Origin of the sequence: Mesorhizobium sp. B3-1-6, from assembly GCF_006439555.1 — a bacterium.
Lineage (GTDB): Bacteria > Pseudomonadota > Alphaproteobacteria > Rhizobiales > Rhizobiaceae > Mesorhizobium.
The window spans coordinates 90,117-104,128 of the sequence record NZ_VFTM01000001.1 but is presented as its reverse complement, the minus strand read 5'-3'; the positions used below and the strand labels follow the sequence as shown (position 1 = coordinate 104,128).

Annotated in this window: 12 protein-coding genes; 9 read left to right on the top strand and 3 right to left on the bottom strand. The window is 64.5% G+C overall.

The genetic code is table 11. From position 1 onward, the window contains the following. Positions 1–18 precede the first annotated feature (18 nt). On the bottom strand, positions 19–1,521 hold the full coding sequence (locus tag FJ414_RS00470; protein ID WP_140640203.1) for a sugar ABC transporter ATP-binding protein: 1,503 nt from the start codon (positions 1,519–1,521) through the stop codon (positions 19–21). Between the two features lie 81 nt (positions 1,522–1,602). On the opposite strand from FJ414_RS00470, the gene FJ414_RS31285 reads away from it, so the two are divergent. Further along, the gene (locus FJ414_RS31285; protein WP_181181476.1) at positions 1,603–1,746 is read left to right on the top strand and encodes a hypothetical protein; all 144 of its coding nucleotides are present in this window, start codon (positions 1,603–1,605) and stop codon (positions 1,744–1,746) included. Here FJ414_RS31285 and FJ414_RS00465 read toward each other — a convergent pair. Next, entirely contained in the window at positions 1,743–3,239 is a 1,497-nt protein-coding gene (locus FJ414_RS00465) for an aldehyde dehydrogenase family protein (protein WP_140640201.1), read from the bottom strand. The genes FJ414_RS31285 and FJ414_RS00465 overlap by 4 nt on opposite strands. A gap of 310 nt (positions 3,240–3,549) precedes the next feature. Between FJ414_RS00465 and fghA the strand changes: the two genes are divergently transcribed. From fghA to FJ414_RS00450, 3 genes are all read left to right on the top strand, one after another. Beyond that, positions 3,550–4,383: an S-formylglutathione hydrolase gene (gene fghA / locus FJ414_RS00460; RefSeq protein WP_140640199.1), complete on the top strand. Its 834-nt coding sequence runs from the start codon at positions 3,550–3,552 to the stop codon at positions 4,381–4,383. A gap of 167 nt (positions 4,384–4,550) precedes the next feature. Further along, complete coding sequence (locus tag FJ414_RS00455) at positions 4,551–5,003, top strand: DUF2231 domain-containing protein (RefSeq protein ID WP_140640197.1); 453 nt, start codon at positions 4,551–4,553, stop codon at positions 5,001–5,003. A 40-nt stretch (positions 5,004–5,043) separates the two neighbouring features. After that, positions 5,044–6,336: a sorbosone dehydrogenase family protein gene (locus FJ414_RS00450; protein ID WP_246672273.1), complete on the top strand. Its 1,293-nt coding sequence runs from the start codon at positions 5,044–5,046 to the stop codon at positions 6,334–6,336. A gap of 9 nt (positions 6,337–6,345) precedes the next feature. Here FJ414_RS00450 and FJ414_RS00445 read toward each other — a convergent pair whose 3' ends face one another. Then, positions 6,346–7,215: a LysR substrate-binding domain-containing protein gene (locus FJ414_RS00445; protein ID WP_140640166.1), complete on the bottom strand. Its 870-nt coding sequence runs from the start codon at positions 7,213–7,215 to the stop codon at positions 6,346–6,348. A gap of 150 nt (positions 7,216–7,365) precedes the next feature. Between FJ414_RS00445 and FJ414_RS00440 the strand changes: the two genes are divergently transcribed. The 5 genes from FJ414_RS00440 to FJ414_RS00420 all read left to right on the top strand — a co-directional run bounded on the left by FJ414_RS00440 (position 7,366) and on the right by FJ414_RS00420 (position 14,008). Next, positions 7,366–8,568, top strand: a complete 1,203-nt coding sequence (locus FJ414_RS00440) for a 2-aminoethylphosphonate--pyruvate transaminase (protein ID WP_140640164.1) — start codon at positions 7,366–7,368, stop codon at positions 8,566–8,568. A 20-nt stretch (positions 8,569–8,588) separates the two neighbouring features. Beyond that, positions 8,589–9,845, top strand: coding sequence for a phosphonoacetate hydrolase (phnA, locus tag FJ414_RS00435; RefSeq protein WP_140640162.1), 1,257 nt, complete (start codon positions 8,589–8,591; stop codon positions 9,843–9,845). Between the two features lie 241 nt (positions 9,846–10,086). Continuing rightward, a complete protein-coding gene (gene phnY, locus FJ414_RS00430) occupies positions 10,087–11,541 on the top strand; it encodes a phosphonoacetaldehyde dehydrogenase (RefSeq protein WP_140640160.1) in 1,455 nt (484 codons plus the stop codon). A 5-nt stretch (positions 11,542–11,546) separates the two neighbouring features. Next, entirely contained in the window at positions 11,547–12,665 is a 1,119-nt protein-coding gene (locus FJ414_RS00425) for a TIGR03364 family FAD-dependent oxidoreductase (protein WP_210239619.1), read from the top strand. After that, a complete protein-coding gene (locus FJ414_RS00420; protein WP_140640156.1) occupies positions 12,662–14,008 on the top strand; it encodes an aspartate aminotransferase family protein in 1,347 nt (448 codons plus the stop codon). The genes FJ414_RS00425 and FJ414_RS00420 overlap by 4 nt, the downstream gene beginning before the upstream one ends. Positions 14,009–14,012: the final 4 nt, after the last annotated feature.

Sequence of the window (14,012 nt, the reverse complement as noted above, 5' to 3'; positions counted from 1 at the left end):
TTATATTGCCGTTGATGCTCATGCCGCCCTCCCGATGTCCGGACCGCGAACGACATCGCCCAGGATGGAATCCATGGTCGTCTCCTCGACCGGCAGGTCGCGGACGATCTCGCCGCGGAAGACTGTGATCACGCGCTGCGACAGTTCCCGGATCTCTTCCAGGTCCGTCGAAAAGAACAGGACGACCAACCCCTCGCGGGCGAGCGCCTGGATTTCGCGATAGATCTCGGTGCGGGCGCCGACATCGACGCCGCGTGTCGGCTCGTTGAGCACCAGGATCCTGGGCGAGAGCGCGACCGACTTGGCGATCGCCACTTTCTGCTGGTTGCCACCCGAAAGCGTCGACGCCGCAGCCGGCAGCCGGCGGGCGTCGATCTGGAACCGGCGGGCAAGCTCGCTCGCCTGCCTGCGCGCATCGGCAAGCGTCAGCACGCCGAAGCGGTTGAGGCGGTCGAGGATCGCCGCTGTGAGGTTGACCTCGATGGGGGCTCCGAGGAAGAGGCTCTTGCCGGCGCGGTCCTCAGAGACATAGGCGATACCGGCACGGCTCGCCGCCGCAATCGAGGTGACCTCGACCGGAGAGCCGCCGACCCTGATCGTGCCGGCGTAGTGTCGCTCCAGGCCCGCCAGCGTTTCGACCAGCGCACTGGCGCCCGAGCCCAGCTGACCGATGACGCCGACGATCTCGCCGGCGCGGAAGGCAAGATCGACAGGGCGGTATTTTCCCGCGACGCCAAGTCCCGCAAGCTCGATCACCGTCGCCGCCGCAGGCCCGGCCCGATCGCGCGTTGCATGCGCCGAGGTCACCCCGCGGCCGATCATCTCGGCGACGAGTTCGTCATTGGTCCGTTGCGCGGTCGGTTTCGTCAGGATGCGCTGTCCGTTGCGGAACACGGTCGTGCGATCGGTGAGGGCGAAGATCTCCGGCAGGCGATGGCTGATATAGACGACGGCCGTTCCCTTGGCGCGCAGCCAGCGCACCGTCGCGAAGACCCGCTGGATCTCGGCGTCGGAAAGGCTTGCGGTCGGTTCGTCGAGGATGAGCACGCGCGCTCCGCGCATCACGGCGCGGCAGATTTCGAGGAGCTGCTGCTCGGCGATCGACAGGATTCCGGCCTCGAGGTTGAGCGGAATATCGGACAGCCCGAGCTGATCCAGCGTCTCGCGTGCACGCGCCCTGTAGCGGGCGCGGATGTAGAGCTGGGAGATATCGGGATCGCCGAGAAGCACATTGTCCAGCACGGACAGATGCGGAATGATCGACAGCTCCTGATAGACGACGGAAACGAGCTTCGGGTTGGTAAGCTCGCCGGGCCGCAGCAAATGCCCGCCGACGCGGATCTCGCCCTCGTCAGGCGGCATGAGGCCGGCAATCATACGCACCAACGTGCTCTTGCCGGCGCCGTTCTCGCCGCAAAGAGCATGGATCTCGCCGGCGTGAAGATCGAAGTCGATGCCTTTCAGCGCATGGATCCCGCCGAACGACTTGCGCAAGTTCGTGACCGTGAGAACGGCTTGCATAGCTCGTGAAACCTCCCAACACCGCGCCTCCGAGCGGTGCCAAAAGGCTTAAACGACAAGTTCGCCGGGGGTCGGGGGTAAATGGTCCATATTGGACTTTCTGTCCTGCCGGCGCATCGTTACCGCGCGGGCTATGTGCAGCACTCCTTCTCGGAGCAACTGATGAACCTGATCCGCACCAATCTGCGCGAGCTGGCGAGCAGGTTTACGGAGCGTCTTCTTTAGTCGGTCTGGATCCAGACCGCTTTCGTTTCGAGATACTCGTGCAGATGCTCGACGCCGCCCTCGCGCCCGTAGCCGGACATCTTCATGCCGCCGAACGGCACGGCCGGGTCGATGGCGTGATACATGTTGACCCAGACCGAGCCGGCCTTGACGCGGCGCGCGAGCTTGTGCGCGGTGCCGAGATTGGTGGTGAATATGCCGGCCGCGAGACCGTAAGGCGTCGCGTTGGCGCGTACGACAACCTCATCCAGCGTGTCGAAGGGCATCGCCGAGATGACCGGTCCGAAGATTTCTTCCCGCGCGATGGTCATCTTGTCCGACACCGCGCCGAAGACGGTCGGCGCGATGAAGTTGCCGCCGTCATAGAGCTCGCCCGTCAGCCTTGAGCCGCCGGCGACCAGCCGGGCGCCTTCGTCGTTGCCGGCCTTGATGTAGCCTTCGACCTTGCCTGCCTGCCTCGCATTGATCAGCGGCCCGATCTCGGTTTCCGCCTCGATGCCGTGGCCGATGCGCAGCTTGCCGGCGAACTCGGCGACCCGGCGCACGAATTCGTCATGGATCTCGCGCGCCACGAACAGGCGCGAGCCGGCAATGCAGATCTGGCCGGAATGCACGAACACCGCCATCGCCGCGACCGGCACGGCCTTGTCGATATCGGCGTCGCGGCAGACGATGATCGGCGACTTGCCGCCAAGCTCCAGCGAAACCCGCTTGAGGTTGGCGACGCCGGCGCGGGCGATGGCCTGGCCGGTCAGCGTCGAGCCGGTGAAGACGATCTTGTTGACGTCGGGATGTTCGGCAAGCCGCGCGCCGGCCTCGGCGCCGGTTCCGGTGACGATGTTGACGACACCGTCGGGCACGCCGGCTTCCTGCATCAACCGTGCGATCAGGAGCGGCGTCAGCGATGCATCCTCCGACGGCTTCAGCACGATGGTGCAGCCGGTCGCCAGGGCCGGCGCGATCTTCCAGATCGAGGCGGCGGTCGGGGCATTCCAGGGGATGATCGCGCCGACGACGCCGACCGGCTCGCGCCGGGTGAAGGTGACGATCTCGCCGGGGATCGAATTGTCGATCGCCTCGCCATGCAGGGCGGTCGCCATGCCGCCATAGAAGCGCAGCATGCCGATGACCCGGCGCCGGTTGGCCAGCGTGCGGGTGATCGGCAACCCCATGTCGAGCGTGTCGGAGACGCTGAGCTCTTCCCAATGTTTCTCGAACAGGTCGGCGATCCGCAAAAGCACGCATTGCCGCTCGTAAGGCGAGAATTTCGACCAGGGACCTTCGAAGGCCGCGCGCGCCGCGGCCACCGCCGCGTCGATGTCGGCGGCCGACCCGCGCGGCACGGTTGCCAGCACTTCGCCCGTCGCCGGGTTCAGCGCCTGCATCTCCTCACCGGATTGCGCCGCGACCCATTTGCCGCCAATGAACATCGGCCGGAATTCGCCATGGTAGAGCGTGGTGGCCTTCGCCCTCGGGTCGAAGTTCAGGGTCATCGTCTCCTCCTCACGAATTCCGACGCGACTATTACTCCGGCTGCCGGCGACCTCAAACAAGGAAAGCTAAAGGGCGTTCAGATAATCGGACAACGCGCGTCTTCTCCGTCGGCAATGCATCACAATGGAGAGCTTTGCGGCGAAGCCCGATCTGGCCCCAGTCGGTATTGGGCGGCTGCCGGTGGCACAGGCCGGCAGGCTAACCGGCGCCGGCCTCTTCCATCGCCCGACAGTTTTGCAAGGTGCAAGGTTGCGCCAGGCCCGGCCGGCGGTTATGCCGGTCGATATTTCCAGACGAAAGGCAGAACCGATGAAGGTCGTTTCCACCTCCAAATCGCATGGCGGCATCCAGGGCGTCTATTCCCACGCTTCCGAGGTCTGCGCCTGCGACATGACCTTCGCCGTCTTCGTGCCGCCCCAGGCCAAGGACGGGCCGCTCCCGGTCCTGTGGTACCTGTCGGGCCTCACCTGCACGCATGCCAACGTCATGGACAAGGGCGAGTACCGGCGGATGGCATCCGAGCTTGGGCTCGTCGTCGTGTGTCCCGACACCAGCCCGCGTGGACCTGACGTTCCCGACGAGAAGGACAATTGGCAGTTCGGCTGCGGCGCCGGTTTCTACCTCGATGCAACGCAGGAGCCCTATGCGAAGAACTATCGCATGTATTCCTACATCACCGAGGAACTGCCGGCGCTGATTGCCGCCAACTTCTCGGTCGACATGGCACGCCAGGCCATCTTCGGCCATTCGATGGGCGGACATGGCGCGCTGACGATCGCGCTCAAGAATCCGCAACGCTACCGGAGCTGCTCGGCTTTCGCGCCGATCGTGCAACCGTCGACGGCCGGCTGGTCGCGGCCGGCCTTCGAAAAATATCTCGGGCCGGGCGAGAAGAGCTGGCGCGCCTACGACATGACGCTTCTGATCGAGGACGGCAAGCGCTATCCTGAGTTTCTCGTCGACCAGGGCACGACCGACGGCTTCCTTGAGGATGGTCTTCGGCCATGGCTGCTCGACGAAGCGTGCAAGAAGGCAGGGATCGACCTCACCCTGCGCATGCAGGACGGCTACGACCATTCCTACAATTTCATCTCGACTTTCATGGACGATCACCTGAAGTGGCATGCCGCGCGGCTTGCGTGATTGTCGTCCGTAAAATGCGCGCCCGGCCGCCCTGGAACGGTCTATTCCGCCTCAGCCATGGCTGACAATCGGGCATTCACCTTCTGGTGAGCGCAAGAATTTCCGGCGGAACATTCGTCTTTTCGCGCTGTTACATCCAAGCAGCAGCGCGGAAAGGAGCTTCCGCTATGGACAACCCGCGATCCACGGCAAGCATAGCCGGTCATCCCATCCACCCCATGCTCGTCACCATCCCGATCGCCTGTTTCGTCGGGACCTTGCTCACCGATATCGTCTATTGGCAGACAGCCGAAATGACCTGGGCCAATTTTTCGGCCTGGCTTGTAACCGTCGGTGTCATCGTCGGTATTCTGGCCGCCATCGCGGGGCTTACCGACTTTCTTGGCGACCGCAAGATACGTGCTCAGCCGACGGCATGGCTGCATATGGCCGGCAATCTCGTCGCGCTTGTCTTGTCTTTCTTCAACATGCTCATCCACACCCGCGATGCCTGGACGTCCGTCGTGCCAACCGGGCTGATCCTGTCGGCGCTGGTGGTGATCATCCTGATCTTCACCGGCTGGCTCGGCTGGGGGCTGGTCTATCGCCATCATGTAGGAGTGGCCGATGAGACGGTCTGACAGCGCGATCAAATGGACGACCGCGGCGCTTTGCTGCGCAATGGCCGTGGGCGTTGCCGGCTGCAGCGACGACAACACCGACCCGAACACGCAGATCGGCCCGAATCCGAAACTGCCGGAGATAAACCAGTACCTGTTCCCGCCGATGCATCTGGCCTCGGTGGTCGGGTGGAAAAACGACGAAAAGCCGACCGTCGCGCAGGGCCTGCAGATCGAGGCGATGGCTAAGGGACTTCAGCATCCGCGCTCGCTTTACGTGCTGCCAAATGGCGACATATTGGTGGTGGAATCGACGGCGCCGACCGAAGCATCGGTCAAGCGGCCCAAGGACATCGTCATGGGCTGGGTCGAGAACTGGGTCACTTCCGGCGGCGACACCGGGCCGAGCAACCGCATCACGCTGTTGCGCGACACCAATGGCGACGGTAAGCCGGACTACCAGGGCGTGTTCCTCGACCATCTCAACTCGCCCTTCGGCGTGGCGCTGGTCGGCAACGACCTTTATGTCGCCAATACGGACGCGATCGTGCGCTATCCCTATCAGCCGGGCGACACCAAGATCACGGCGCCGGGCAAGGTGCTGACGCAACTGCCGGGCGGGCCGATCGATCACCACTGGACGAAGAGCCTGGTGGCGAGTCCCGACGGTGCGCTGCTCTATGTCGGCGTCGGCTCGAACTCCAACATTACCGAGAACGGCATCCAGGCCGAGAAGGACCGCGCCGCGATCTGGGAGGTCGACCGCGCCACCGGCCGCTCCCGCATCTTCGCCAGCGGGCTGCGCAATCCCAACGGGCTGTCGTTCGAACCTGAAAGCAAGGCGCTTTGGACGGTGGTCAACGAGCGCGACGAACTCGGGCCCAACCTCGTGCCAGACTACATGACGTCGGTGAAGGACGGCGCCTTTTATGGCTGGCCATACAGCTATTACGGCCAGCACGTCGATCCGCGCGTGATGCCGCAGCGGCCGGACATGGTGGCGAAGGCCATCCCACCGGACTACGCGCTGAGCTCGCATGTCGCGCCGCTCGGGCTTGCCTTCTACACCGCAAGCAACCTGCCGCAATCCTATCGCGGCGGTGCCTTTGTCGGCGAGCATGGCAGTTGGGACCGCTCCCGCTTCAACGGCTACAAGGTCGTCTTCGTGCCGTTCAGCGGCGGGCATCCTAACGGCATGGCGCAGGACGTAGTCACCGGCTTCCTCAACGACAAGGGCGAGGCGAGGGGTCGTCCGGTCGGCGTTGCCGTCGACAAATCCGGCGCCCTGCTGATTGCCGACGATGTCGGCAACACGGTGTGGCGGGTCACCGCCGCGGCGCCCGGATCCACGTAGGAACCAGGCTCAATCCCCCGACATCGAGCGGGCCATGTCGAGGAAGGCGCGCACGAGCTTGCCGCCGCTGCGCTCGCGCAGGCAGATCAGCGCTTCGTCCATCAGCGTCTCCGGCGCGTCGATTGTGATCGGCACCAGCCGCGAGTCGTGGCCGAACTCGGCCGCCGAGACGAAACCGACGCCGGCTCCGGAGGCGACGATCTCGCGCACGGCCTCACGGCCTTCCGCTTCGATGGCGGGCTTCAGCTCGACATTCGAAGCCGCGGCAAGATCTTCCAGCTTCTTGCGCGTTTTCGAGCCGCGTTCGCGCATCACGAGCGGTTCCTGTGCGAGCTGTTCCAGTGTCAGCGATTTCCTGTCCGACAACGGGTGTTCGGCGGAGACGAAGGCGGTGATCGGCGTCGAGTTGAGTTTGAGCATCTCGAAATCGCGTCCCGCCGGCATTTCGCCGAGAACGCCTATATCGGCTTCATAACTGTAAAGGCTGCTGATCACGGTTTCCGTGTTGCCGGAGCGCACGGACACCTGGACGCCGGGGTAGCGGGCGCGAAAGGCGCCAAGGATATGCAGCAGATGGTGCGCCGCGTCGGCAACGATGCGCAACGTGCCGGAGCGCAACGCGCGCGATTCGGTCAAAAGTTCGAGCGCCTGCTGCTCGGTCTCGAACATGCGGTGGGTGATCTCGAGCAGCCTCTGGCCCTGAGTGGTCAGCGTGACCTGCTTCTTGTTCCGGTTGAACAGGAGCACGTCATATTCTTCCTCCAGCTTGCGCACCTGGTCCGAAATCGCCGGCTGGGTCAGGAAAAGCGCCTCCGCCGCACGCGAGAAGCCGCCGGAAATGGCCACCTGATGAAATGCTCTGAGTTGGACATAACGCATCCGCGTGGTTCCCGTATTGGCGCCTGAGCGTCAGGCTGTTATCATCAATCAGATCGATACATCAATACAAAATAACGATTTTACAAATATGTCCTACCCGCCGAGAATGACTGTCATATTCCGATGACAGGATCGAAGTGGGAGGGCAGCATGCTCGCTGGGATGAAACTTGCGGCGGCCAAGCCGCTGGATGGGCCGGCACTGGGCGAACCTTATCTGCTGACGCCCGGCCCGCTCACCACGGCTTACGCGGTCAAGCAGGCGATGCTGCGCGACTGGGGCTCCTGGGACGGCGATTTCCGCGCCATGACCGCCGAGCTTCGCCGCCGCCTGCTGGCGCTCACCGGCGACAGCCGTGACGAGTTCGACTGTGTGCCGATGCAGGGCAGCGGATCGTTCTGCGTCGAAGCCATGCTCGGTTCATTCGTTCCCAGGGATGGCAAGGTCCTGGTTTTAGCCAACGGCGCCTACGGTCTGCGCGCGGCGCAAACCATGCAGTATATCGGCCGCGCCTACACGCTGATCGACAAGGGCGACTATCTGCCGCCGCGCGGCGAAGAGGTCGCGGCGGCTCTCGAGGCCGACCCCGCCATCACCCATGTCATCGCCATCCATTGCGAAACCAGTTCCGGCATCCTCAACCCGGTCGCCGAGATATCGGAGGCTGTCTATGCCAACGGCCGCAAGCTGCTGGTCGATTCCATGAGCGCGTTCGGCGCCATCCCGCTCGACGTCAACGAGATCCGATACGAGGCGATGGTGTCGTCGGCCAACAAATGCATCGAGGGCGTGCCGGGTTTCGGCTTCGTCATCGCCCGCAAGGGCGAGCTCGAGGCCGCGAAGGGACGCAGCCATTCGCTGTCGCTCGACGTCCATGCGCAATGGGCGAACATGAACAAGACCGGGCAGTGGCGCTACACGCCGCCGACGCATGTCGTCGCGGCCTTCCTCGAGGCGCTGCGCCTGCACGAGGCGGAAGGCGGCGTCGCCGGCCGCGGCGCGCGCTATACGCTGAACCGCGACGTCATGGTGGCCGGCATGCGCGCGCTCGGCTTCGAGACGTTGCTCAAGGATCGCTGGCTGTCGCCGATCATCGTCACCTTCTTCAACCCTGCGCATCCGAACTTCGCCTTCGACAGGTTCTACGAACTGATGAAGGACAAGGGCTTCATCATCTATCCGGGCAAGCTCACGGTCGTGGACTCCTTCCGCATCGGCTGCATCGGCCAGATGGACGAGCATGTCATGCGCCGTGTGGTCGAAGCAGCCTCGCAATCGCTGAACGAAATGGGCGTCGACACCGCCGCCCCGTCCCCCGCCGCTATCGCCGAGCGCGCCAAGCTCGCCGCCTGAAGGTCTTTTGAGGATTTCCGATGAACCAGATGTCTCCCGTCAACGTCACGGCCAACGGCCGTTCCTATGCCTGGCCGCGCGTGCCGGCCATCGCCATCTGCCTCGACGGCTGCGAGCCGGCCTATCTCGACGAGGCTATTCATGCCGGACTGATGCCAGCGCTCGAAAAGATCAAGAAGAAGGGCACGGTGCGCTTCGCCCATTCGGTGATCCCGAGCTTCACCAACCCCAACAATCTGTCGATCGCCACCGGCCGGCCGCCAGCTGTGCACGGCATCTGCGGCAACTACCTCTACAACCCGGAGACGGGCGAGGAGGTGATGATGAACGACCCGAAGTTCCTGCGCGCGCCGACGGTGTTCCAGGCCTTCTACGATGCAGGCGCCAAGGTGGCGGTGGTGACGGCCAAGGACAAGCTCAGGGCGCTGCTCGGCAAGGGACTGAAGTTCGACGACGGCCGGGCGATGTGCTTCTCGGCCGAGAGGTCCGACACCACGACGAAAATCGAGCACGGCATCGACAACGCGTCGAAGCATTTCGGCCTGCCCGTGCCCGAGGTCTATTCCGCGGAGCTTTCGGAATTCGTCTTCGCCGCCGGCGTGCAACTCCTGAAGGAGTTCCGGCCGGACGTGATGTATCTCACCACCACCGACTACGTGCAGCACAAATACGCGCCGGGCGTGCCCCAGGCCAACGCCTTCTACGAGATGTTCGACAAATATCTGGCGCAGTTGGATGCGCTGGGCGCGGCGATCGTCGTCACGGCCGACCACGGCATGAAGCCGAAGCACCATGCCGACGGCTCGCCCAACGTGGTCTATGTGCAAGACCTTCTCGACGAATGGCTGGGCAAGGACGCCGCCCGTGTCATCCTGCCGATCACCGACCCCTATGTCGTGCATCATGGGGCGCTGGGCTCCTTCGCCACTGCCTACCTTCCCAAAGGCGCGGACCGCGAGGCGGTGATGGAAAAGCTGCGTAAGGTCGAGAATATCATCCTGGTGCTCGGCCGCGAGGAAGGCTGCGCCCGCTTCGAACTGCCCGAGGACCGCATGGGCGACATCATCCTGATCTCGGGCGAGAACAAGACGATCGGCACGTCCGAACACCGGCACAATCTGGCCGCGCTCGACGAGCCGCTGCGCTCGCATGGCGGGCTGACCGAGCAGGAGGTGCCCTTCATCGTCAACCGCGTGCTGCCGGACCTGCCGAACGAGCCGGTTCTGCGCAACTTCGACGCCTTCTACTACGCGACGATGGCGGCCGCGCTGGGTTGAGTTGGGCGTGGCGGTCGACCCCCACTCCGCCGAGCTTCGCTCGGCATCTCTCCCCCGATCGACGGGGGAGAGGAAAGGCGCCCAGTCGATTAGGCTGCGCTTTGGGCTGGAGGGTTTGGACTGCCAAGGATCAAGCGCCGACGCCGACTAATTTCCTCTCCCCCGTCGATCGGGGGAGAGGTGGCCCGAAAGGCCGGAGTGGGGGTCGACCCCGCGACGTATCCAAGACTGGAACCAACCCATGACCCAACTCGATCCCTCCATCAAAGTCCGCCACGAACCGATGCGCATCGCCGGCGAGAAGGTCGACGCCGAGCAGAGGCTGGAAGTGCGCTTCCCCTGGAACGATACCGTCATCGGCACGGTGCCCGCGGGCGGGGCGGAGCATGCCAGGCGCGCCTTCGAGATCGCGGCTGCCTACCAGCCGAAGCTGACGCGCTACGAGCGGCAGAGGATCCTGCTCAGGACCGCCGAACTGCTCAATGCCCACAAAGACGAGCTGTCGGATCTCATCACGCTGGAGCTTGGCATCTCCAAGCAGGACTCGCTCTACGAGGTCGGTCGCGCGTTCGACGTTTTTACGCTCAGCGGTCAGTTGGCCATCCAGGACGACGGGCAGATATTTTCCTGCGATCTCACCCCGCATGGCAAGCAGCGCAAGATCTTCACCATCCGCGAGCCGCTCAACGCGATCTCGGCGATCACCCCGTTCAACCATCCGCTCAACATGGTGTCGCACAAGGTGGCGCCGGCGATCGCCACCAACAATTGCGTGGTGGTCAAGCCGACCGAGCTGACGCCGATCACCGCGCTGATGCTGGCCGACATCCTCTACGAGGCCGGGCTGCCGCCCGAAATGCTTTCGGTCGTCACGGGCTGGCCCGCCGATATCGGCGACGAGATGATCGCCAACCCCAACATCGACCTCATCACCTTCACCGGCGGCGTGCCGGTCGGCAAGATGATCGCGTCGAAGGCCGGCTACAAGCGCCAGGTGCTGGAGCTCGGCGGCAACGATCCGCTGATCATCCTCAACGATCTTTCGGACGAGGATCTGGCGAAGGCCGCCGATCTGGCTGTCGCGGGCGCCACCAAGAATTCCGGCCAGCGCTGCACGGCAGTGAAGCGCATCCTGGTGCAGGAAAAGGTTGCCGATCGTTTCGTGCCGATGGTGCTGGAGCGTGCCAAGGCGATCCGCTTCGGCGATCCGCGCGACCCGGCAACGCAGCTCGGCACGGTGGTGCACGAGAAGGCTGCCGCGCTGTTCGAAAGCCGTGTCCACATGGCGGCCGAGCAAGGCGCCGAAGTGCTCTACAATCCCGGCCGCAAGGGCGCGTTGCTGCCGCCGATCGTCGTCGATCGCGTGCCGCACCAGTCCGAGCTGGTGATGGAAGAGACTTTCGGTCCGATCGTGCCGATCGTGCGCGCGCCCGACGATGACGAGGCGCTGATCGCGTTGTCGAACTCCACGGCCTTCGGCCTGTCGTCGGGCGTCTGCACCAACGACTTCCGCCGCATGCAGAAATACATAACCGGCCTCAAGGTCGGCACCGTCAACATCTGGGAAGTGCCGGGATACCGCATCGAGATGAGCCCGTTCGGCGGCATCAAGGATTCGGGCAACGGCTACAAGGAAGGCGTCATCGAGGCGATGAAGAGCTACACCAACGTCAAGACCTTCTCCTTGCCTTGGTAAGCGTCGTGAAGGACAGTTTCGACCTTGCCGTGGTCGGCTCCGGCATTCTTGGGCTGGCTCATGCTCTTGCGGCGGCGCGCCGCGGCTTGCGCGTCATCGTCATCGATCGCGACCAGAAAGCGAATGGCGCCTCAATCCGCAATTTCGGCCTCGTCGTCGTCACGGGACAGGAGTCGGGCCCGTCGCGCCGGCTGGCGGAACGCAGCCGCGAGATCTGGCTCGAGCTGTCGAATGAGGCGGGCATTGAGATCCTGCACCGTGGCAAGCTGATCGTGGCGCAGCGGCCGGAAGCACTGGCCCTGCTCGAGACGTTCAAGTCTGGCGAGCATGGCAGCGCGTGCGGGCTTCTGACCGCGCGAGAAGTGGTCGCGCAGCAGGCTGGCCTTGACGAGAAAGCAACCATCGGCGGGCTCTACAGCCCGTTCGAGTTGCGCGTGGAGTCACGCGAGGCGCTGCCGCGGCTGGCATCGTTCCTGGCTGAGAAGCATGGCGTCGTGTTCCGCACCGGCGTGTCGGTGACGGAGATCGCGCCGCCCTTCGTCGAAACCAGCGCGGGACGTGTCCATGCGCAAAAGGTCGTCGTCTGTCCCGGCGACGATTTCAGCTCGCTTTATCCGGAACTGATCGGCAAGCACGACGTGCAGCGCTGCAAGCTGCAGATGCTGCGGCTGGCCGCGCCCGGTTTCCGGCTCCAGTCGGCGCTGATGTCCGATCTCAGCCTGTTGCGCTATGGCGGTTTCGCCGGCCTTCCTGAGGCCGTCGTGTTGCGAAGCAAGCTGGGTGAGCAGCGCGGAGCCGCGCTGGCCAACGGCGTTCACCTGATCGTCGTGCAGAGCGCGGACGGTTCGCTGGTCGTCGGCGACTCCCATCATTACGGGCTCACGCTCGATCCGTTCGGATCGGAAGCCGTCGACCAATTGATCCTCGATGAATTCAAGACATTGTTCGGCACGGTGCCGAACGTGCTTGCGCGCTGGACGGGATATTACGCTTCAGCGAAGAATGCCGTGTTGCGCGACACCCCGCATGAAGACGTGCGGCTGGTGATCGTCACCAGCGGCACCGGCGCCAGCACCGGCTTCGGGCTTGGCGAGGAGACCATAACGGAGTTGTTCGGCCAATGACGCTCATCCATACCGAAGGCGAATCCAACAAGGCCGCCGCCCGACAGGAATGGAGCGCGAGGCAGAGCCACGCGCCTTCGCAGGAGCTTTTGCGTCGCGACGCCGACGCCTTCCTGCACCAGAGCCTTTCCAGCCCCTGCGTCTCTGCCATCGCCAAGGCGGAAGGCATCTGGATCGAGGACACGGCCGGACGCCGTTACATGGATTTCCACGGCAACAGCGTCCACCATATCGGCTACGGCCATCCGCGGCTCAAGGAAGCGATCGCCAAGCAGATGGATGAATTGCCCTTCTCTCCGCGCCGCTTCACTTGCGAGCCGGCGGTCGAGCTTGCCGAGACGCTTGGCAAGCTGGCGCCGGGGGACCTCGGCAAGGTGCTGTTCACGACCGGCGGGTCGGACGCGATCGAGGTCTCGCTGAAGCTGGCGCGCGCCGCCACCGGCCGGTTCAAGACACTGTCGTTCTGGGACGCGTTTCACGGCGCCGGCTTCGGCGCTTCCAGCGTCGGCGGCGAGGCGACATTCCGCTCCGGCATCGCCGGGCCGCTTTTGCCCGGCGCCGAGCATGTCGCGCCCTGGGCGCCGCACAATTGCGCCTATGGGACTAAGTCGCTGGAGGATTCCGCCCGCGCGTGCGCCAGCATGATCGCTTACGTGCTGGGGCGCGAGGGCGATTTCGCCGCCTTCATCGCCGAGCCGATGCGCGCGACGCCGCTGGTGCCGGCGCCTGGCTTCTGGAAGGCAGTGCGCGAGGCCTGCGACCGGCACGGCACGCTGTTGATCTTCGACGAAATCCCGACCGGCCTCGGCAAGACCGGAAAATTCTTCGCCTCCGAGCATGACGGCGTGACGCCCGACATCATCGTGCTCGGCAAATCGCTCGGCGGCGGCATCCTGCCGATCGCCTCGGTGATCGCGCGGCGCGATCTCGACGTCGCCGGCGACTATGCGATCGGCCACTATACGCATGAGAAGAACCCGGTGACGGCGCGCGCCGCGCTCACCACCATCGCCATTGTCCGCGAGGAAGGCCTGGTCGAGCGCTCGGCCGAACTTGGCGCCCATGCGCTGGCGCGTATGAACGACCTCATGCGGCGCTCGCCATTCGTCGGCGACGTCAGGGGCAGGGGGCTGATGTTCGGCGTCGAGATGGTCGAGGACAAGGCAAGCCGTGCTCCGGCGCGGGCCCTTGCCGAGCGGATCTATTATCGCTGCCTCGACCAGGGGCTGAGCTTCAAGATCAGCCAGGGCAATGTGCTGACGCTGTCGCCGCCGCTGGTGGTTGCGCGCGCCGATCTCGACCGGGCGCTCGACATCGTCGAGGCCGCCGTGCTGGCGGCGTGAACCC